The 20,621-nt window shown below is 70.9% G+C and carries 17 protein-coding genes; 11 read left to right on the top strand and 6 right to left on the bottom strand.

Annotated features, from left to right (window positions below; all coding sequences use genetic code 11):
* Positions 1-32: 32 nt before the first annotated feature.
* Both AA23TX_RS40430 and AA23TX_RS40425 read right to left on the bottom strand, forming a co-directional pair.
* On the bottom strand, positions 33-2,486 hold the full coding sequence (locus AA23TX_RS40430) for a transglycosylase domain-containing protein (protein ID WP_155548233.1): 2,454 nt from the start codon (positions 2,484-2,486) through the stop codon (positions 33-35).
* A gap of 352 nt (positions 2,487-2,838) precedes the next feature.
* Entirely contained in the window at positions 2,839-3,237 is a 399-nt protein-coding gene (locus AA23TX_RS40425; RefSeq protein WP_155548232.1) for a DUF5318 domain-containing protein, read from the bottom strand.
* A gap of 244 nt (positions 3,238-3,481) precedes the next feature.
* Here AA23TX_RS40425 and AA23TX_RS40420 point away from each other — a divergent pair, with 244 nt between their 5' ends.
* The 4 genes from AA23TX_RS40420 (at position 3,482) to AA23TX_RS40405 (ending at position 6,558) form a co-directional block, all read left to right on the top strand.
* Complete coding sequence (locus AA23TX_RS40420) at positions 3,482-4,027, top strand: PadR family transcriptional regulator (RefSeq protein WP_155548231.1); 546 nt, start codon at positions 3,482-3,484, stop codon at positions 4,025-4,027.
* Between the two features lie 71 nt (positions 4,028-4,098).
* Positions 4,099-5,187 (top strand): inositol-3-phosphate synthase, encoded by a 1,089-nt coding sequence (locus AA23TX_RS40415; RefSeq protein ID WP_155548230.1) that lies wholly within the window; start codon positions 4,099-4,101, stop codon positions 5,185-5,187.
* Between the two features lie 103 nt (positions 5,188-5,290).
* Positions 5,291-5,809: an RNA polymerase sigma factor gene (locus AA23TX_RS40410; RefSeq protein ID WP_155548229.1), complete on the top strand. Its 519-nt coding sequence runs from the start codon at positions 5,291-5,293 to the stop codon at positions 5,807-5,809.
* Positions 5,806-6,558, top strand: a complete 753-nt coding sequence (locus AA23TX_RS40405) for a hypothetical protein (RefSeq protein WP_155548228.1) — start codon at positions 5,806-5,808, stop codon at positions 6,556-6,558. Before AA23TX_RS40410 ends, AA23TX_RS40405 begins: the two co-directional genes overlap by 4 nt.
* Here AA23TX_RS40405 and AA23TX_RS40400 read toward each other — a convergent pair.
* Positions 6,524-7,162 (bottom strand): HAD family hydrolase, encoded by a 639-nt coding sequence (locus tag AA23TX_RS40400; protein WP_155548227.1) that lies wholly within the window; start codon positions 7,160-7,162, stop codon positions 6,524-6,526. The genes AA23TX_RS40405 and AA23TX_RS40400 overlap by 35 nt on opposite strands.
* A 66-nt stretch (positions 7,163-7,228) precedes the next feature.
* Between AA23TX_RS40400 and AA23TX_RS40395 the strand changes: the two genes are divergently transcribed.
* From AA23TX_RS40395 to AA23TX_RS40375, 5 genes are all read left to right on the top strand, one after another.
* Complete coding sequence (locus AA23TX_RS40395; protein ID WP_155548226.1) at positions 7,229-7,687, top strand: MarR family winged helix-turn-helix transcriptional regulator; 459 nt, start codon at positions 7,229-7,231, stop codon at positions 7,685-7,687.
* Positions 7,677-8,894, top strand: a complete 1,218-nt coding sequence (locus AA23TX_RS40390) for an MFS transporter (RefSeq protein ID WP_155548225.1) — start codon at positions 7,677-7,679, stop codon at positions 8,892-8,894. Before AA23TX_RS40395 ends, AA23TX_RS40390 begins: the two co-directional genes overlap by 11 nt.
* A 98-nt stretch (positions 8,895-8,992) precedes the next feature.
* Complete coding sequence (locus tag AA23TX_RS40385) at positions 8,993-11,062, top strand: PhoX family protein (RefSeq protein ID WP_155548224.1); 2,070 nt, start codon at positions 8,993-8,995, stop codon at positions 11,060-11,062.
* An 86-nt stretch (positions 11,063-11,148) separates the two neighbouring features.
* On the top strand, positions 11,149-12,750 hold the full coding sequence (locus tag AA23TX_RS40380; protein ID WP_155548223.1) for a DUF7850 domain-containing protein: 1,602 nt from the start codon (positions 11,149-11,151) through the stop codon (positions 12,748-12,750).
* 61 nt (positions 12,751-12,811) lie between these two features.
* Positions 12,812-13,489 carry an SDR family oxidoreductase gene (locus AA23TX_RS40375; protein WP_155548222.1) on the top strand — a complete coding sequence of 226 codons (678 nt, stop codon included), beginning with the start codon at positions 12,812-12,814 and terminating at the stop codon, positions 13,487-13,489.
* Between the two features lie 123 nt (positions 13,490-13,612).
* On the opposite strand, the gene AA23TX_RS40370 is transcribed toward AA23TX_RS40375, so the two are convergent.
* From AA23TX_RS40370 to AA23TX_RS40360, 3 genes are read right to left on the bottom strand one after another with little or no spacing between them, the layout of a single operon-like run.
* Positions 13,613-14,920 carry an amidohydrolase family protein gene (locus tag AA23TX_RS40370; protein ID WP_155548221.1) on the bottom strand — a complete coding sequence of 436 codons (1,308 nt, stop codon included), beginning with the start codon at positions 14,918-14,920 and terminating at the stop codon, positions 13,613-13,615.
* Between the two features lie 23 nt (positions 14,921-14,943).
* A complete protein-coding gene (locus AA23TX_RS40365) occupies positions 14,944-15,594 on the bottom strand; it encodes a response regulator transcription factor (RefSeq protein ID WP_155548220.1) in 651 nt (216 codons plus the stop codon).
* Positions 15,591-17,417 carry a sensor histidine kinase gene (locus tag AA23TX_RS40360; RefSeq protein WP_155548219.1) on the bottom strand — a complete coding sequence of 609 codons (1,827 nt, stop codon included), beginning with the start codon at positions 17,415-17,417 and terminating at the stop codon, positions 15,591-15,593. Before AA23TX_RS40360 ends, AA23TX_RS40365 begins: the two co-directional genes overlap by 4 nt.
* A 173-nt stretch (positions 17,418-17,590) precedes the next feature.
* Between AA23TX_RS40360 and AA23TX_RS40355 the strand changes: the two genes are divergently transcribed.
* Positions 17,591-18,292, top strand: a complete 702-nt coding sequence (locus tag AA23TX_RS40355) for an ABC transporter ATP-binding protein (RefSeq protein ID WP_155548218.1) — start codon at positions 17,591-17,593, stop codon at positions 18,290-18,292.
* Entirely contained in the window at positions 18,289-20,538 is a 2,250-nt protein-coding gene (locus AA23TX_RS40350) for an FtsX-like permease family protein (RefSeq protein ID WP_155548217.1), read from the top strand. The genes AA23TX_RS40355 and AA23TX_RS40350 overlap by 4 nt, the downstream gene beginning before the upstream one ends.
* Positions 20,539-20,621: the final 83 nt, after the last annotated feature.

Genomic DNA, 20,621 nt, shown 5'->3' with positions numbered 1-20,621 from the left:
CACTCGTGCGGAGGGCCCTGAAGGAGGACGTTCTAGCCGGGCCCGGCGCCCGGTGGCTGGGCGACCCCACCACCACCCGTGTTGCCGAGCGGGAACGTCGGTGTCTCACCCGGGCCGGGCCGCGTGGGCCGCCCGGACCGCGACGTGCTCGTCTCGGTCTCCGACGGCTCGGTGCTCTCGGACGACTCCGGGGTGGTCGGCGTCGTGGTGACGCTCGGCGTCTCCGACGGCTTCGACTGGGTCGTCGTCACGTCGTTGACGTCCTTGCCGATCGCCTGGACCTTGTCGAACTTCTCCGCCGGCTTGCCCTTGAGGTAGAGGTTCATGAAGTTCTGCCACGTCGGACCGGCGATGGTCGCACCGAAGATCGGCTTGTTCTTCGGGTCGTGCAGCGGCTTGTTGCCGTCGCCGCCGACCCAGACCGCGGCCGACACCGACGGGGTGTAGCCCACCATCCACGTCTGCGCGTTCCGGTCGTTGTACGACGAGGGGTCGCCGGCCTTCGCCGTGTACTGCTGCGTACCCGTCTTGCCGGCGCACTCGTGGCCGCTCGGGCACTTCAGCTTCGAGTGGTCGATGACCGGCACCAGCGCCTCGGTGACGTTGCCCGCGATCTGCTGGCTCTTCGACGCGTCGTCGGCGAACGCCGGGTTGGTCTTGATGTTGTTCTGGTCGAACTCGACCTCGTCCTGGTTGTTCGTCAGCTTCGCGACGAAGTGCTGCTCGTGGTACGTGCCACCGCTGGCGAACGACGCGTACGCGGCCGCCATGTCCTCCGGCGTCACGGCCGTGCCACCACCACCGAGCGAGATGTTGTTGTCGTCGGTGTAGAGGACGCTCTTGCCCTCCGGCGCGACCTTGACGCCGGCCTCCTTCGCCGCTTCCGCGACCCGGGACGGTTTCGTCACGTTCAGGACCATGTCGTAGAACACGGTGTTCGCCGAGATCTCCATCGCCTTCGCGACGGTGCAGTCCTTGCCGCAGCTGGCGCTGTCACCCGCGTTCCGGACCGTGCGGCCGCCGAGCACCCGGTTGTTCGAGCCGTCGAACGTCTCGCCGAGGCCCTTGCCCATCTTGAGGAACGCCGTGAGGTCGAACGCCTTCACCGACGAACCCGGGTTTCGCGCCTGGTTGGCGCGGTCCTGGCCGATCTGGTCCTTGCCGTTGGCGTCCTTCACGAGCTCCGGCCCACCGTAGTAGGCGAGCACCCCGCCGGTCTTCGGGTCGACCGCGACCAGCGCGTTGAGCAGGTTCTCGTCGGTCTGGCCCTTCATGCCGTCCGCGGTGGCCTTCTCCGCGGCGTCCTGGGCCGCCGGGTCGATCGTCGTGTAGATCTTGGCGCCGCTGGAGAACAGCTTGTTCTCGTCGTAGCCCTTCGCCGCCAGCTCGTCCTTGATCCGCTGCTGGACCTGGTAGGTGAGCTTGCCCGAGTTCTGTTCCTTGTTGGCGTTCTTCGCGATCGGCGTCGGGTACTGGAAGGTGGCGCGCTCGTCCGCGCGGAGCCACTTGTTGGCCACCATCTGGTCCATCACGTACGCCCAGCGCTTCTGGGCGTAGGGCTGGTTTTCCGAGCGGCCGGGACCCTGGATCAGGCCCGCGAGCAGCGACGCCTCGGACGCGTTGAGGTCCTTGGCGTCCTTGTTGAAGTAGGCCTTGGCGGCCGCCTGGATGCCGTTCGCCCCGCGTCCGAAGTAGACGATGTTCAGGTAGGAAGTGATGATCTCTTCCTTGGACTGCTGGTTGTTCATCTTGAACGACTTGGCCAGCTCGGTCCACTTGCGGGTCAGCGTCGGGGCGTCGTTCTGCGTCGCCTGCTTGATGTACTGCTGGGAGATGGTCGAACCACCGCCCTGCCCGCCGGTGACCTGGTTGAACACCGCGCGCAGGATGCCGGTGACGTCGAAGCCCGAGTTGGTCTCGAACGTCGCGTCCTCCGCCGAGTACACCGCGTGCTTGACGACCTCGGGCACCTCGCCCGGCTTGAGCAGCTGGCGGTCACCGCCCGGCGGCAGCTCCCGGCCCATCACCTGGTTGCTGGCGTCGTAGTAGGTGATCGGCTGGTTCTGCAGCGACTTGATGCTCTCCGGCGTCGGCACGTCGACCAGGAAGTACGTGATGACGAACGCGATCGCGGGCACGACGAAGAACAGCCCGACGAAGGCGTACGCCACCCGCCGGATGATTTTCCAGCGGCGCTTCTTGCGCTGCGCGGGGGTGAGGACCTTCTTGCCGTCTTCGTCGAGCTCGTCCTGGGGCTCGACGTCGTCGGCGAACTCGTTGAAGGCAGCGTCGTCGTAGCCGTCGTCGTACGGGTCGCGGCCGAAGTCGTCGGTGCCGTTGTGCGCGTGGTGGGTGATCAGGTCCGGCTCGCGCCCGGGCGGCGGCACCGGCCGGTTGCCGGGCTGGCGGAAGCCCTGCGGCGGCGACCCGGGCGGACCCTGCCGGTCACGCTGGCCGGGCGGCGGGACGGCGCGGCGCGGCGGCATGCCCTGCTGGCCTTGCTGACGCGGGCGCTGCGGACGGCGCGCCGGCTCTTCGCCGGGCCACTGGGGGCCGCCTTCGTCGCCGGACGGCCACTCGGGCGATCCACCGCCGCGCGGGTTGCCCCGGGGCGGTGTGCCACGTTGTGCCGAATCACCGCGGGGTCGGCGAGGAGCCTCTTCTCCGGGCCAGGCGGGGCCGGGGTCTTCTCCCGGCCACGGGCCCGACTGGGCACGGCGAGGTGCATCTGGCTCCTGGCCGGGCCAGGAGCGGTTGCGGTCGTCGTTCACGAATGGGCCTCCCAGACCGGCGCCCGGTAGTGCGCCGTTCTGCGCTCTTCAGCGGTTGTGATCCAGCTCACCGGCCTGCGGTCCTTCGCGGACCGTCGGCCGGTTCCCCCGTACCGAGGACGTACGACCGGACCAGGTGGTTCCAGTGGCACGCCCGGCACACTTCGACGTCGTACACGGTGAACTCGGCGAACCGGCCGGCCATCCTGGCCAGCTCTTCGGGGGTCCTCGCCGAGCCCGCGACGTGCTTGAGTTCGTCACCGTAGACCCAGGACACCAGGGTCAGCGGTTCCTGGCGGCAGATCGGGCAGGGCCGGTCACCGGCCCTGCCGTGGAACTTGGCCGCCCGCAGCAGGTACGGGCTCGCGTCGCAGGCTTCGTAGCTGCCGACGCGCCCGGAGCGGACTTCGGCGAGCAGCGCACGGCGCTGCAACGCGAAGTCCACGACCTGCCGCTGGTTAATCACCAGGACAGAGTACGGGCTCTTCCTGTGTCGTCCACGCCCCCTAGCGCGGCCGGTGGCTCGCCCGGTGGGGACACGCCGGACGTTCGATAACTCTCCGGTGAATTTCGCCCACTCCAGAGTGAGCAAGCTCGTTAGCTTCGCCACTTCGATGTATCGGCGCGATATAGTGGCTGAGTAGGTTGGATCGAGGCGATCATTCGGAGCAACGCCGGTCGCCACGGTTTGTTCCCGGAAGGGGGGCGGTGTGCTGGAGTTCGCGATCCTCGGTCTTCTGCACGAAGCCCCCATGCACGGGTACGTGCTGCGCAAGCGGCTGAACGAGACGCTCGGCACGTTCCGGACGTTCTCGTACGGCTCGCTCTATCCGACCCTGCGGAAGCTCCTGCGGGCCGGGTACCTGGTCGAGGAGCTGGACGAGGCCGACGACCGGGCGTGGTCGCGGCGCGGGCGGCGGGTCTACAAGCTGACCGCGGAGGGCAAGGAGCGCTTCGGTGAGCTGCTCGGCGACGCCGGGCCGCAGACCTGGGACGACGAAGGCTTCGGCGTTCACCTGGCCTTCTTCTCGCGGACCCCGGCCGACGTGCGGATGCGGATCCTCGAGGGCCGCCGCCGTCGCGTCGAAGAGCGCCGTGAGGGTATGCGGGCGGCGCTGGCCAGGGCCGAGCAGAAGATCGATCGCTACACCCGCGAGCTGCACCGGCTGGGGCTGGAGACCAGTGAGCGGGAGGTGCGCTGGCTCAACGAGCTGATCGCGCACGAACAAGCCGAACGGCAGGGTCCGGAGACCTGAGCCGCGCGGCCGGGCCGCAGCGTCGCGGCACCAGACCTACTGAACAGACACGGATTGAAGGAGAAACCCCCATGGGCGAGAACCGCCGCGTACGGGTGGCCATCGTGGGCGTCGGCAACTGCGCGGCGTCGCTGGTCCAGGGAGTCCAGTACTACCGCGACGCGGACCCGGCCACCCGCGTTCCCGGTCTGATGCACGTCGACTTCGGCGGCTACCACGTCCGCGACATCGAGTTCGTCGCCGCGTTCGACGTGGACGCCAAGAAGGTCAGCCGCGACCTCTCCGAGGCGATCTTCGCCTCCGAGAACAACACCATCAAGATCGCCGACGTGCCGCCGCTCGGCGTCACCGTCCAGCGCGGCCACACCCACGACGGGCTCGGCCGCTTCTACCGCGAGACGATCGAGGAGTCCGACGAGACCCCGGTCGACATGGTCGCCGCGCTGCGCGAAGCGAAGGCCGACGTGCTCGTGTCGTACCTGCCCGTGGGCTCCGAGGTGGCGGACAAGTTCTACGCCCAGGCCGCGATCGACGCCGGTGTGGCGTTCGTCAACGCGCTGCCGGTGTTCATCGCCTCCGACCCGGAGTGGGCGCAGAAGTTCACCGACGCCGGCGTCCCGATCGTCGGCGACGACATCAAGTCCCAGGTCGGCGCCACCATCACGCACCGCGTGCTGGCGAAGCTGTTCGAGGACCGCGGCGTCCAGCTCGACCGGACGATGCAGCTCAACGTGGGCGGGAACATGGACTTCCTGAACATGAAGGAGCTCGAGCGGCTCGAGTCGAAGAAGATCTCGAAGACCCAGTCCGTCACGTCGCAGGTCGACCGCGACCTCGGCAAGGGCAACGTCCACATCGGACCGTCGGACTACGTGCAGTGGCTCGACGACCGCAAGTGGGCCTACGTCCGGCTCGAGGGCCGCGCCTTCGGTGACGTGCCGCTGAACCTGGAGTACAAGCTCGAGGTGTGGGACTCGCCGAACTCGGCGGGCATCATCATCGACGCGGTCCGCGCGGCGAAGATCGCCCTCGACCGCGGCATCGGCGGCCCGATCCTGTCGGCGTCGTCGTACTTCATGAAGTCGCCGCCGGAGCAGTACGACGACTCGACCGCGCGCGACGCCGTCGACAAGTTCATCCGCGGCGAGGTCGAGCGGTAGAAGCAGTCCCCGTTGAAGGCCGTCACCGCTGGTGGCGGCCTTCTTCGCATGGTGGACTAAACCGGTGGGGCGGGGTGCGCGTTGGCGGGGTGTGAGTGCGAGCGTGGGCGAGAGCGCGCCGGGGGATCTGGGCGCGCCGACGTTCCACGACCTGTTCCGGGAGTACTTCGCCCAGATGACACGGCTGGCGCACCTGCTCGGCGCGGACGACGCAGAGAACGTCGCGCAGGAGGCCTTCGTCAAGCTCCACCAGCGCTGGGACTCGCTCAGCGACCACACGCGGGTGGCGGGCTACCTCCGCACGACCGTGGTGAACATGTCCCGGTCGCGCACGCGGCACCTGCGGGTCGTCCGGCGCACGCCGCAGGACCGTCCGCCGGACGAGCTGTCGGCCGAGGTCAGGGCGGTGGCCAACTGGGAGCACGAGCAGCTGCGCGGGGTCCTCGGGAAGCTTTCCCGGCGACAACGCGAGGTGCTGGTGCTTCGCTATTGGCTGGACTTGAGCACGGCGGGCATCGCGGAGACGCTGGGTATCTCACCGGGCACGGTCAAAGCGACCACGCACCACGCGATGGAGAATCTGCGGAAACACCTGGGGGACGAGCCAGGAGGTGAGCGATGACCGACCTCGAACGCAAGCTGGCCGAAGCACTGCGTGGACAGGCGGAGGAGGTCACGCCCAACCTCGACGCGGCCTGGGCCGAGCAGATGCGGCGCCAGCGAAAGCCCCTCCGCCGCCGGTTGACGGTGTTGATCGCGCCCTTGGCCGCGGTCTTGGTGGTGCTGACCAGCGTGCTGCTGGCCACCCAGCTGAACAACGATCCGGCGCCGGCCCAGCCCGCCGACCGGATCGAGGCGCTGAGCCTGGCGAAGTTCGTCCCGATAATCCCGATGAAATCCTTGCAGGTGGAGAACGGGCCGGTCGCTCTGACCGACTTCGTCGGCCAGAGCGACACGTGGACCGCCTACGCTTTCAGCGCGTTCCAGCCCGGCGTGCCCGGCGGATTTTTCTGCGTGGCTGCGGTGCCCGTCGGGCAACCGCTCACCGTCAACACCCCGCTGTACGGCACCAAAACGCCGCAGTGCGTCTCGACCGACAACCTGCCGTCTCACGGGGTGCGTGCCGGATATGTCGGCGAGTTCGGCGGGCCGCTGCCGCCGGGCAAGGCGGTTTACTTCATGGATCCCACCGTGCGGGCCCTGCAGCTCTTCGCGCCGAACGGTGACATGACCGAAGCTCACTCCACCGGGAAGCGGATCTCGGAGTCCATGGTCTTCGTGGCCGATGTCGTACCCGGAGCCGAGCCGGTCCGGTGCCGGGTGATCTGGGGTCCGCTCAGCTCACCCCTAACGAACCCGGCAAGTCGGTGATCTTCTCCACCACCGCCGTGGCCTGTTTCAGCACCTCCGGGTCCGGCGGGAAGTGCGGGTTCGGTACCGCGTAAACCGCCATCCCCGCCGCCAAGGCCGACCGAAGCCCGTTGGTCGTGTCCTCCACCGCCGCACACCGCTCGGGCGCCACTCCCAACAGCTCGGCCGCCCTCAAGTACACATCCGGCGCCGGCTTCCCCGCCCCGACCTGCTCGGACGACACCGCCGCCCCCACCGGCAACCCCGTCACGTCCAAGAATCCCTTGATCAGGATCACCGGCGACGAGCTGGCGATGGCCACCGGCCACCGCGCCGACACCTGCCGCACGACCTCCACCGCGCCCGGGATCAGCGGTGGCTCCTCGGCGTACCGCGCGGCCATCCGCTTGACCACCACGGTCGCGATCTCCGGCGGCGAGAGCTTCGCTCCCAGCTCCTCCACCAGGTAGCGCGCCCATTCCGGGGTGCTCATCCCCTGCTGTGCCCGGGTCGCCTCGGGACGCCATGTGCCGCCGTGCTCGGCGACCACCGCGCGGCGCACCTCGTCCCAGATGCGCTCCGAGTCCACCAGTACGCCGTCGAGGTCGAAGATCACCGCGTCCATCCCCCGAGCGTAGCTTGTGAGCCGAGTTACTTAGCCACCCTTACTAATTTTTGTTAGCATAGCTAAGTGACTTCCGCGATCACCGATCTCGCCCACCGGCTGCGGCCGCTGGTCTTCCGGCTGTACCACCAGGTGCGCCGCCAGACCCCGCAGCTGACGCTGACCCTCACGCAGGGCTCGGTGCTGAGCGAGCTCGTCAACGGCGGACCGCGGCGGATGAGTGCGCTGGCGGAGTTCGAGCGGGTGAAGCTGCCGTCGATGACCGACGTCGTCAGCCGCCTCGAACGCCTGGGCCTGGCCACCCGCACGCCGGACCCCGCCGACCGGCGCGCGGTGCTCGTGGACGTCACCGACGAGGGTCGTCGCTTCTACGCCGAGATGGTCGCCGCCCGCGAGGAGTTCCTCCGCGAGCGACTGATCGCGATGGACGACGCCGACCGCGCTGCGATCGAAGCCGCCCTGCCGGCTCTCGCCAAGTTGCTCGTTGACACCAAGAAGGAGGAACTGATCAGCGATGAGCGCTGAACACCACTCGAGCCTGCTGGACGCCGTCAAGGGCCAGCCCAAGCAGGTGTGGATCACCGCGTTCGCCGCGGTCATCGCCTTCATGGGGATCGGCCTGGTCGACCCGATCCTGCTGTCCATCGCCAAGGGTCTGGACGCGACGCCGTCCCAGGTCACGCTGCTCTTCTCGTCGTACCTCGGCGTCCAGGTCATCGCGATGCTGGTCACCGGCGCGGCGAGCGCCAAGTTCGGGCCGAAGCGCACGGTCCTCGTCGGGCTGACGCTGATCGTCGCGGCCACCGCCCTGTGTTCGGCCGCCGGGTCGATCGAGCAGCTCGTCGGGCTGCGCGCGGTCTGGGGTCTCGGCAACGCGTTCTTCATCGCGACGGCGCTTTCGGTGATCGTCGGCGCCGCGACCGGCGGGCAGTCCGGCGCGATCCTGCTCTACGAGGCCGCCCTCGGCGTCGGCCTGTCGGTCGGCCCGCTGCTGGGCGCGCTGCTCGGCAGCATCTCGTGGCGCGGCCCGTTCCTCGGCACCGCCGTCCTGATGGCCGGTGCGCTCGTGCTGTGCGCGGTGTTCCTGAAGAGCGACAAGCACGAGAAGCGCGATCCGATCAAGCTGCTCGACCCGATCCGCGCGCTCAAGCACACCGGTCTGCTGCGCACCTCCGTCGCGTCCGCGCTGTACACCGCCGCGTTCTTCGCGGTACTGGCCTGGTCGCCGTTCGTGCTCGGCTGGAGCGCCATCGCCGTCGGCCTGATCTTCTGCGGCTGGGGCCTGTGCGTCGCGGTCGCCGGGGTCGCCCTCGCGCCGCGGCTGGCCGCGAAGCTCGGTGAGCGGCACGCCGCCGCGGCCGCCGTCTTCGGGTACGCCGTGCTGATGCTGGTGCTGGCCGTGCCGAGCAAGCCGGTCCTCGTCGCCGGCATCATCGTGTCCGGGCTGGTCTCCGGCCTGCTGAACACGCTGTTCACCGGCACCGCGATGTCGATCAGCGACGCGCCGCGCCCGGTCGCCAGCGCGGGCTACAACTTCTGCCGCTGGCTCGGGGGCGCCGTCGCCGCGACGCTCGTCGGGCACGTGGCCGAGTGGTTCGGTTCGCCGCAGGCGCCGTTCGTCGCCTCGGCCGTCCTGTGCGTGATCGCCGGTGTCCTGCTCTCGCTGCGGGAGCGGGTGACCGACCCGCACACGGTCCCGAAGGAAGCGGCGCTCGTCGGCGAAGAGTTCTGACAGCGCCGTTCGGAGCAGCAGTACACCCGCCGTTCACCTGTATGTCGGGAATGGCTGGTTTGGGAGGCTTACGGTCGGTTCGTTCCCGAACTCCCACCATGGAGGCCTTCGTGCCCGACCTGCTCCCGCTGTTCCCCGCCCATCCCGGCGGCCGCTCCCCGATCACCTGCGAATACCGCTGCGGCAACGCCTGTGCCCACCCCGAGCCGAACGAGTCCGGGAACGAGTACTTCGGCGACGTCGTGAAGGACATCTCCCGCCGCGGGGCCTTCAAGGCCGGAGCCGTGATGGCCGCCGCGGCGGGCGGCTTCGCGGCGCTGTCCGGGACCGCGGCCGCCGCGCCGGCCGACCGGCCACACCCGCGCCCGGTGCCCGGCACCGACTTCGACCCGGTCCCGCCGAACAAGCTCGACGCCGTCGTCGTCCCGGACGGCTACGCGCAGCGTGTGGTCATCCGCTGGGGTGACCCGGTCGTCGCGGGCGCGCCGAAGTTCGACTACACCAAGCAAACGGCGGCCGCGCAGGCGAAGCAGTTCGGCTACAACAACGACTTCGTCGGGCTCATCCCCCAGGACCCGTTGGGGCTGACCAACCTGCTCGTGGTCAACCACGAGTACACGACCGAGGTCCACCTGTTCCCGGCCGACCAGTACGACCCGGCGAACCCGACCGAGGAGCAGGTGAAGATCGCCTGGGCGGCGCACGGCCTGTCGGTGCTCCTGACCCGCCGCGACCCGATCCACGGCGGCCTCTCGGTCGTGCCGAGCCGCTACGGCCGCCGGATCACGCTCGACACGGTCTTCGAGGTCCGCGGCCCGGCCGCCGGCTCGAAGTACCTGAAGACGTCGGCCGACCCGAGTGGGCGCAAGGTCCGCGGGACGCAGAACAACTGCTCCGGCGGCGTGACGCCGTGGGGCACGGTGCTGTCCGGCGAGGAGAACTTCGACCAGTACTTCGCCAACTCCGACAAGGTCACCGACCCGGTCGAGGCCGCGCGGCTCAAGCGCTACTCCGTCGGTGCCGGCACGAGCACCCGCAAGTGGGAGCGGTTCGACAAGCGCTGGGACGTCGCGCAGGAGCCGAACGAGCCGAACCGCTTCGGCTGGGTCGTCGAGATCGACCCCAACGACCCGACGTCGACGCCGGTGAAGCACACCGCGCTCGGCCGGTTCAAGCACGAGGCCGCGAACATCAAGATCACCGCCGACGGCCGGGTCGCCGTCTACTCCGGGGACGACAGCCGCTTCGAGTACATCTACAAGTTCGTCTCGAAGGGCAAGTACAAGCCCGGCAACAGTGCCCACGCGCGGCGGCACAACTCGGCGCTGCTCGACGAGGGCACGCTGTACGTCGGCCGCTTCACCGGCGACAGCCCGGCCGCCGAGATCGACGGCACCGGCAAGCTCCCGGCGGACCACGAGTTCGACGGCACCGGCGAGTGGATCCCGCTGGCGAGCGGCACCAAGTCCTTTGTGGACGGATTCACCGCCGAAGAGGTCTACGTCTTCACCCGCCAGGCCGCGGACAAGGTCGCGGCGACGAAGATGGACCGCCCGGAGGACATCGAGCCGAACCCGGTCAACGGCCGGATCTACGCGGCGCTGACCAACAACACCGACCGCGGCGCGGCGGGCAAGGCCGGCGTCGACGAGGTGAACCCGCGCAACGGCAACAAGAACGGCCACGTCCTGGAGTGGGAGGAGAACCGCGGCGACGCGGCCTCGACCCGGTTCTCCTGGCGGCTGCTGCTGGTCTGCGGTGACCCGGCCGCGGCGGACACCTACTTCGGCGGCTTCGACAAGAGCCAGGTCAGCCCGATCTCCTGCCCGGACAACGTCGCCTTCGACCGCCACGGCAACCTGTGGATCTCCACCGACGGCAACACGCTCGGGGCGAACGACGGCCTGTTCTCGGTGCCGGTCACCGGGCCGGAACGCGGGCACGTCAAGCAGTTCCTCTCGGTGCCGGTCGGCGCCGAGACGTGCGGCCCGGTCGTGACCGACCACCTGGTGCTCGTCGCGGTCCAGCACCCCGGCGAGAACGCGGCGAGCTCGGCGAACCCGACGTCACACTGGCCGGACGGCGGCACCGCGCAGCCGCGCCCGTCGATCGTCTCGGTGTGGAAGAAGGGCCGCTTCGGCCTGCCCGGCCGCATCGGCGAACGCTGACGCACCGGGCCGCACCGGCCGAGGTTCACTCTTAAGTGGACGGTTCTCGACCGGTGCGGGCCCGGGCGCCGCGCCATAGTCGAGGCATGATCCGTTCGGCGCGCGTGGTGGCAGTGACGGTGGTGGCGCTTTCGGGGACGGTCGTACCCGCGGCCGCCGCGGATCCGCCCCCGGCGTGCGGGGGGATCGCGGGGAACCCGAGCGTCGAGAAGACCGCGGCCAACGGCGCGCCGGACGGCTACGTCTTCTCCCCGGCCGCACCCGTCCCGCCCGGCACCCCGGCCGCGAAGGCGCCGAGGCTGCTCACCGAGCAGGCGTTCGCCGTCGACGGGCAGCGGTCGGCGGTGATCCAGACCCCGGACGGCAAGACCAGCACCGCCACCCAGACCGAGAGGTTCGTCCCCGGCGGGGTGTACACGCTCAGCGTGTCGACCGGCTCGTACCTGCCGGCCGGCGGGCCGGCCACGGGCCTGCGCTTCTACGACGTCAACGGCGCCCAGGTCCAGGAGACCAAGCTGGTGGCGGACCACAACGCCGGCGACGGCACCCTGGCGAAGCAGGACTTCCCGGCGGCGACCGCCCCGGCGAAGGCGGCGGCGGTGAAGTTCTTCGCCGCGACGAGTGCCGAGCGCCTGCGCTGGGACTGCGTCGGCCTGCAGCTCGCGGCGTACTCGGTGAAGAAGGAAGTGCGGAACCCGGCGACCGGCGCGTGGGGCCCGTTCGCGACGGTCACCGCGGGCGAGACCGCGCACTACCGCGTCACCGTGACGAACGAAGGCACGCAGGACCTCACCGGGATCACCGTGCAGGACCCGTGGTGCGGCGGCCCGTTCGAGCCGTTCGCGCTGGCCGGGGGCGCGAACGAGCAGCTGACCTGCGACCACCCGAACCTGACGGTCGCCGACACCGGCCACGTCAACACGGCGAAGGTGACCGGCGTGCACTACCCGGGCGGCACACTGGGCGACAAGACGGCGTCCGCGACGATCACCGTCCTGCCCCCGCCGTCGATCGCGAAGATCGGCGACTTCGTGTGGAACGATCGCAACCGCGACGGGATCCAGGACCCGGACGAGCCGGGCGTCGCGGGCGTGAAGGTGACGCTGAAGGACGGCGCGGGCGGCACGGTCGGCACCGCGACCACCGACGCCGGCGGGAAGTACGGCTTCGAGAAGCTGAAGGACGGCACGTACCAGGTGTGCTTCGCCGTCCCGGCGGACTTCACGGTGACCCGCAAGGACGCGGCGCCGGACGATCGCGACTCCGACGCGGACCCGGACGGCTGCACCGCACCGCGCACCCTGGGCGGCTCGGCGCGCGAGGACTTCACGGTCGACCTCGGGCTGGCCCCGCCGACGAACCGGATCGGCGACTTCGCCTGGTCGGACACGAACGGCAACGGCCTGCAGGACGCGGGCGAGCCGGGGCTGGGCGGGGTGAAGGTGACGCTGGACAACGGCACGAGCGTCGTCACCGGCCCGGACGGCGCCTACGCGTTCACCGGCCTGGAGGACGGCACGTACCATCTGTGCTTCACGGCCGAGGGCAAGCACCCGACCGGCAAGGACGCGGGCGACGACGCGAAGGACTCGGACGCCGATCCGGCGACAGGCTGCGCGGACCCGCGTCAGCTGGGCAAGGACAAGCGCGACGACCAGACGGTCGACGCGGGGTTCGCGCCGGCGTAGCGGAAGGCCGAGCCCGTGTGCGGCGGCCGGGCGCCCGCCGCCCGGCCGTTACGGTGGGGGCATGACGGATCTTCCCCTCGCCCTCGTCACCGGTGCTTCCCGCGGCATCGGCAAGGCGGTCGCCCACCAGCTGGCCCCGACCCACCGCGTTCTCCTCGGCGGCCGGGACGCGGCCGCCCTCGAGGCGCTGGCGAAGGAGCTTCCCGGCGCGAAGCCGTGGCCCGTCGAGCTGACCAACGCGGACTCGCTGGCCTCGGCGGTCGCGGACATCGCGTCGTTGGACGTCCTGGTCCACTCGGCCGGCGTCGCTCGCATCGGCCGCATCGAGGAGGCATCGGCTCAGGCGTGGCGGGACAACTTCGAGGTCAACACCCTCGCCGTCGTCGAGCTGACCCGCCTGCTGCTCCCCGCCCTCCGCGCGGCCCGCGGGCACGTCGTCGTGGTCAACTCCGGCGCCGGCCGCAACGCACGTCCGGGCTGGTCGCCGTACGCGGCGAGCAAGTTCGCCGTCCGCGCCTTCGCCGATGCCCTGCGCGAGGAGGAGCCCGAGATCCGCGTGACCTCGGTCTACCCCGGCCGCACGGACACGGAGATGCAGCAGGAGATCTTCAAGGGCGAAGGCCGCGACTACGACACGTCGCACCTGCTGAAGGCGGACTCGGTGGCGACCGCGGTGGTGACAGCGGTGTCGGCCACCCCGGACGCCCACCAGACAGAGGTCATCCTCCGACCGCGCTGACCAGGCCGGCCCCCGCCCTTCCCTGGGGGGCGTGCCCATGCCCAGTTTACCGGCGCAGGCGGACAAAACCGGCTCGCCGAGGCCGGCGGCCCGGAGTTGTCCACATCCGTGCGAGCCTGTGGATCAAGCCCGCAGCCGGGTGGCGGTCTCGGCCACCCCGGCCTGCACCTTCGCCCGATCCACGCGAAGCGACTCGCCGTCGGCGACGACCTGCTCGCCCGCGACCCACACGTCCCGGACCCGTCGCGACCCCGCCGCCCAGACGAGGTTCGACAGCAGCTGCACGTCCGGGACGTCCACGCCACAAGCGAAAGCCGGGTCGTCCAGGTCGATGTGCACCAGGTCGGCCCACCGGCCCGGCTCCAGCGCCCCGATGTCGTCGCGGCCCAGCGCCGACGCGCCGCCGCGGGTGGCCAGCAGGAAGACGTCGGCCGCGGTCAGTACCGTCGAGTCGCCGGTCGCCAGGCGGGCGAACATCGCCGAGAGCTGCAGCTCCTCCCACAGGTCGATGTCGTCGTTGGACGCCGGGCCGTCGGTGCCGAGGCCGACCGCGACGCCCGCCGCCCGCAGGTCCGCGATGCGCGCGATCCCCGAAGCCAGCTTCGCGTTCGAGCCGGGGCAGTGCGCCATGCCGACGCCGTACTGGGCGAACAGCGCGATGTCCGAGTCCGACAGGTGGATCGCGTGCGCCGCCAGCACCCGGCCGTCCAGCATGCCGAGCTTCTGCAGCAAAGCGGGCACCGAGCCGTGGACTTCGCGGACCGAAAGATCCTCGGCAGCCGCCTCGGCGACGTGGATCTGCACCAGTGCACCGCGTGAGGCCGCCGACTCCGCCGTCGCGCGCAACCCCTCCGAAGAGAGCATGTACGCCGAGTGCGGGCCGTAGCCCAGCTCGATCCGGTCGCCCGGGCCGAAGCGGAGGCCGTCGGTGTCGATCCAGCGCTCGATCGCGGCCAGCTGGGCCCGCCAGTCGAGCCCGGGCAGCTCCATCACCGGCGGCGCGACGAGCACGCGCCCGCCCGTCGTGAGGACGGCGTCGACCAGCTGCTCGCCTTCGAAGTACATCTCGGCGCTGGTCGTGACGCCGTGGCGCAGCATCTCGACCGAGCCGAGCAGCATGCCGGTGCGGACGTCCTCCGGCCGCAGCTTTGCTTCGGCGGGCCAGATGATCTCGTTGAGCCAGGGCAGCAGCGGCAGGTCGCCGCCCATGCCGCGCAGCAGCGTCATCGGGCTGTGCGCGTGCGTGTTGACCAGGCCGGGCAGCAGGATGCCGGTCAGGGTGGTGACCGGTGCGGCGGACTCGGGGGCGGTGGCCGCCGGTCCGCAGTGGGAGATGCGCCCGTCGGCGTCCACATCGACGACCGCGTCACGCAGGAGCGAACAGGACGCGTCGGCGGGGAGAACGACAGGGGCGTGGAAACGGCGTTGCATCTCTGGATACTACGCACCCTCGATTACGAGACGACTCCACTCCGCCACGCCCACGCCGCGATCTCCACGCGGTTGCGGGCGCCGATCTTGCCCTGCACCGAAGCCAGGTGCGTCTTCACCGTGGACAGCGACAGGAACAGCTCGGCGCCGATCTCGGTGTTCGTCAGCCCGCTCGCCGCCGCCTTGACGACGTCCATCTCCCGTGCGGTCAACGGCTCCGACGGCGGTGCCGCCTTCGGGCGGGCCGAGCCGCCGTCGAAGTGCTTGAGCAGGCGGATGGTGATCTGGGGCGAGACCAGCGCGTCGCCGCGGTCGGCCGCGCGGACCGCTTCGATCAGCAGCGCCGGGCCCGCGTCCTTCAGCAAGAACCCGTGAGCGCCGTTGCGCAACGCCGTGTGCACGTACTCGTCGAGGTCGAACGTCGTGACCACGACCACCTTCAGCGGGTCGATCACGTCCGGGCCGGCCAGCTGCCGGGTGACCTCGAGCCCGTCGAGGCCGGGCATGCGGATGTCGAGCAGGCAGACGTCCGGGCGCAGCTCGCGGGCCTTCGACACCGCCGAGACGCCGTCCGCGACGTCGGCGACGACCTCGATGTCCTCCTGCGCGTCCAGGATCATGCGGAAGCCCATCCGCACCATCTCCTGGTCGTCGGCGATCAGTACCCGGATCACTCGTCCCCTTCCCCGGCGGCCAGCGGCAGCCAAGCTTCGACCCGCCAGCCACCGTCCGGGCCGCGCCCGGCCGACAGCCGTCCTTTGAGCAGTGCGACGCGCTCGCGCATCCCGACCAGACCGTAGCCGCCCGATCCGCCGGCGGGCCGTCGCGCCGTCAGGTGCCCGTTGTCCGTCACCCGCAGGTGCAGTTCGGAGCCGCCCGCCGACGCACTCCCTCCCGCGGAGGCGGCATTGGACACGACTTCGGCCAGGACGAACGCGTCCGTCGCGTCCGAGGCGTGCTTGCCGACGTTCGTCAGCGACTCCTGGACCAGCCGCAGCGCCGAGCGGCCGACCTCGTGCGGCAGGTCCGGCGGCAGGTCGAGGTGCATCGACGTCGGCACGCCGTGGTTGGCGGTCTCGACCAGCTTCCGCAGGTCGGCGCCCAGATCCGTGGTGGCCTGCTCGCTGAACTCGCTCGACCCCGCCGGCGCGTCACCGCGCATCGAGCGGACCAGCCGCCGCATCGCCGCGAGCGCCTCGACCCCGGCGTTCTCGATCCGGCCCATCGCCTCGACCGCGATCTGCGGGTTCTTCTCGGCCATCATCCGCGCGGCCTGGGCCTGCACGACGATCCCGGTGACGTGGTGGGCGACGACGTCGTGCAGCTCGCGGGCCAGCGCCATCCGCTCGGCGGTCTGCGCGTCGGCCACCGCCGACTGGACGACCGTGGTGCGCTCGGAGTCCCGCGACCGCAGCATCAGGCCGACGGCGATCGAGATGCCGAGCAGCAGCGCCGCGGCGAAGGCCAGGATCGACAGCGTTTGCGGGTCGGCCTGGATGCCCCGGGGCTGGTTCGAGTTGAGGATCGCGCCGAGGGCGACGACGGCCGACAGGATGCCGATCCGCGGCCACGACTGGCTCAGCCCGCGCGCGCGAGTCAGGTTCACGATCACGCCCATCGCGGCGATGACCTGCACGAACGGAACCCCGCCCGGCATCGGGTAGTCGTAACGCAGGTGCAGGAACGGCGTGACGACCGCGGACACCAGCAGGATTCCGCCGATGCCGAGGAGCGCGTCCGCCGGCCGTCGCGGGGACAGCACCGCGATGACGGCCGCGACGAGCGAGCAGAACAGGATCGGGAACCCGCGGGCGTTGCTCGAATACGTGTAGCCGAACTCGAACAGCAGCGCGAACCCGAGCAGGCCGATCAGCGGCCACTGCCCCATGGCCAGCTCGTTCACCCGCTGCAGCTTCCGCGTCCGCGGATCGCCCTTCGGGCCGCGGTCCCGCAGCGTGATGGCCGGCACCACCGCCCCGGCGAGCAGCAGCAGGCCGAACAGCAATCCCTGGGAAGCCGTGCCCGCGTCGATGTCCCGGACGCCCCGGTACCGGCCGAAGACCGCGACGAGACCGCCGACGACCAGCGAGCCGAGCACGCAGAACGCCACGCCGGCCCGCGCGCGGCGGGTCACGTAGTAGGCCATCTGCACCCCGGCCACGACCTCGGTGATGGTCACCTTCGGCAGCACGCTGGAGTACGCGGGCACGCGGAACGCGTAGATGAAAAGGGTGGAGAACACCAGGACCACGGCGCCGGCCACCCCGGCGACGGCGGCCCGCTTCTGGGCCCACAGCGCACAACCGACCATCGCGAGGATGCCGGGGATCAACCCGAAGTCGACGAACTTGGGGCCGTTGTCGTCGAGCGCGGCCTGCGTGGTGAAGACGACGTCGAAGAGCAGGGCGGCGAACAGGACGGCCGAGGGGACGCCGATGCGCCGCACCAGTGCGGCGGTGCGTGCGTAGAGCGTGTTCGGCGGGGGCGCGGCGGTCACAACGTGACGTTAGAGGATCTGTCCGCGTTCGCACCTTGGCCGAGTGGTCCGCACTCCCTCGGCCGATCGGCCGATGCGGCACCCCGCGTGACTGGCCGTCTGCCCGAAGTGGACACCCCCGGATCTCCGCGAAGCTCATCGGCATCAAGATCCGAACCGACAGGGAGAACCTCGTGGACCCGAACACTCCACAGTGGACGAATGGGCCGGTGCTGTCCGGCCGTGGGCTGGTGAAGCGCTACGGCGCGCAGTACGCCCTGGCCGGCATCGACATCGACATCCAGCCGGGCGACGCCGTCGCGATCGTCGGGCCGTCCGGCTCCGGCAAGACGTCGCTGCTGCACGTCCTGGCCGGCATCCTCCGGGCCGACGACGGGCAGATCCTCCTGGCCGGGCAACGGATCGACCACCTCGGCGAGAAGAAGCGCAGCGAGCTGCGCCGCACCGAGTTCGGCTTCGTCTTCCAGTCGGGGATGCTGGTCGCGGAGCTGTCGGCCGAAGAGAACGTCGCGCTGCCTTCGCTGCTGGCCGGGCTCGGCCGCAAGGAGGCCATCGACGCCGGCCGCCTGTGGCTTTCGCGCCTCGGCCTGGCCGGCAAGGAGCGCCGCCGCCCGGGCGAGCTGTCCGGCGGCGAGGCCCAGCGCGTCGCGATCGCGCGGGCGCTGACCCACCGGCCGAAGGTGATCTTCGCCGACGAGCCGACCGGCGCGCTCGACACGCGCACCGGCCGCGACACGATGGACGCCCTGCTCGGCGCCGCCCACGAGACGGGTGCCGCGGTGCTCGTGGTGACCCATGACCGCGAGCTGGCCGAGTCGATGCCGAAGACCGTCGCGATCCGCGACGGCCTGATCGCGACGAGGCAGGCGGCGTGAACTCGCTCCAGATCGCCCTGCGGGTGCTGAAAGTCGACCGGCGGACCCGGACGTCGGCGATCCTCACCGCGATCGGGGTGGCCGTCGCGACCGGGCTGGTGCTGCTGCTGGCGACGCTGCCGTTCGCCACGCAGCACCGCGAGCAGCGCGCCCTCTGGCAGGGCGAACACCACTCCGGCTACCAGCTCGACGGCCCGCAGAAGATCCTCTTCAACTCGTCGAAGGACTACTTCGACGGCCAGCAGATCATGCGCGTCGACGTCGCACTGACCGGCGGCGCGACACCCGGGTCCATCCAGCTGCCCGCGGGGGTGCCGCAGCTGCCGGGGCCGGGCGAGACCGTCGTGTCGCCCGCGCTCGGCCGGCTGCTGCAGGCCCACTCGGCCGACCAGCTCGGCGACCGGTTCGGCAAGCCGGTGGGCGCGCTGGGCGAGGACGGGCTCCGCTTCCCGGAGCAGCTCGTCGCGCTCGTCGGGCACACGCCCGACGCGATGCCGGAGAACGCCTACCCGATCGCGGGCTTCCCCGCCGGGAAGGCGAGCGCGGACGGCCTGCTGACGCTGCTGTCCTGGGTCGGGATCATCGTGCTGCTGGTGCCGAGCCTGGTGCTGGTCGCGTCGTCGGCGCGGCTGACCGCGGCCCGGCGTGAGCGACGGCTCGCCGCGATCCGGCTGGCCGGCGCGACGCCGGGGCAGGTCACGAACATGGTGGCCGCCGAGACGACGTTGTCCGCGGGCATCGGCGCCGTGCTCGGCCTGCTGATCAGCCCGGCCCTGCACGGCCTCGCGTCGTTCGTGCCGTGGGCCGGTGGCACCTGGCTCGCGTCCGACTTCGCGCTGCCGGTCGGCCTGACGGTGTTCATCGCCGTGGCCATCCCGGTGCTCGTGGTGCTGGCCGGGATCCTCGGCCTGCGCCGCGTGCTCAAGAACCCGCTGTTCGCGACCGGCGGCCACACGAAGAAGCCGTTGCACTGGTGGCGGCTGCTGGCCCTGCCCGCGGCCGGGCTGTTCTTCCTCGTCGCGGTGACGACGGCGAAGGACTCCGGCGGCATCACGATGGTCATGGCGGGCCTGTTCCTGCTGGTCGGCTCGGCCGCGATCGTCGGGCCGTGGGTGACGTCGGCGGTGGGCGGCACGTTCGTCCGGATCTGGCGGCGGCCGTCCTCGCTCCTCGCCGGTCGCCGCCTGCGTGACGACCCGAAGAGCGCCTACCGGGCCTCCGCCGGGATCGTGCTCGCGGTGTTCGCCGGGTCGATGGCGCTGACACTGCTGCCGACGTTCGAGTCGATGGCCGGCGGCGGGCGGTCCTTCCAGGACTCCGTCCTCTACGTCGACACCGACGCCCAGCACGCCGGCAAGATCGTCGACCAGGCCAACGTCTCCCTGGCGAAGTACGGCCAGTCCGAGAAGGCGGTCGCCGTGGGCGAGATCTACCTGGTCCAGGGCGAGAGCTCGCACCGCAGCGGCCACCGAGCACTGGTCATGACCTGCGCCGACGCCGTCAAGCTGACCCGGTTCGGGCTCACCGCCGAGAACTGCACCGGCGGTCCGGCCGTCTTCGGCGAGTCGGCGCTCGACCTGGCGCAGTACAAGATCGCCGACAACTGGGAAGGGCCGGCCTCGCCCGTCAAGTCGGGGACGCGGGCGGAAGCGGTCCACCTGCCCGACCCGGACCTGGCCGGCACGTCGATCATCGAACCGGCCGCGCTGCCGGACGGCTTCACGCCCCAGTACGTCACCGTCGTCGCGCCGACCACCGACGCGAACCGCGAGGTCGTCCGGACGGCGCTGGCCGCGCCGGCCGCCGGCGAGGAGGTCGGCAGCCGCGACCAGTACCTGTTCAACCAGCAGACCGAGCTCGGCGACCTGCGCCGCGTCACGGTGATCGGGCTGGTCGCGGCGGGGATCCTGGCCGGTTGCAGTGCCGCGGTCGCGACCGCGGGTTCGGTGATGGACCGCCGCCGGACGTTCGGGGCGCTGATGGCCGCCGGCACGCCGGTGCGGGTGCTCGCGAGGGCGCTGCGGATGGAGGCCGCGCTGCCCGCGCTGGTCGCCACCATCGGGGCGGGAATCGTCGGGGTACTCGTCGGTGTTGGGCTCTACAGCATGGTCGACCCACGCGGCATCGTGCTGAGCCCGTGGCTCCTGGCACCGGTGGTGCTCGGGGTCGGGGTGGCCCTGCTCGGCGCGTCGGTCTGCACGCCCGCTCTCAAGCGGGTCCAGGCCGAGCCGCTGGCCGAGGAATAGGACGTTCGCCCCTCTGTCGGGGGAGGGGCGAGCACCGGGGGTGGTGAGCTGAAGGGGACCTTTCTCCGCGGGGATCCGGGGAG

Origin of the sequence: Amycolatopsis camponoti (genome assembly GCF_902497555.1) — a bacterium.
Classification (GTDB): domain Bacteria; phylum Actinomycetota; class Actinomycetes; order Mycobacteriales; family Pseudonocardiaceae; genus Amycolatopsis; species Amycolatopsis camponoti.
This window is presented reverse-complemented; position numbering and strand designations above follow the sequence as displayed.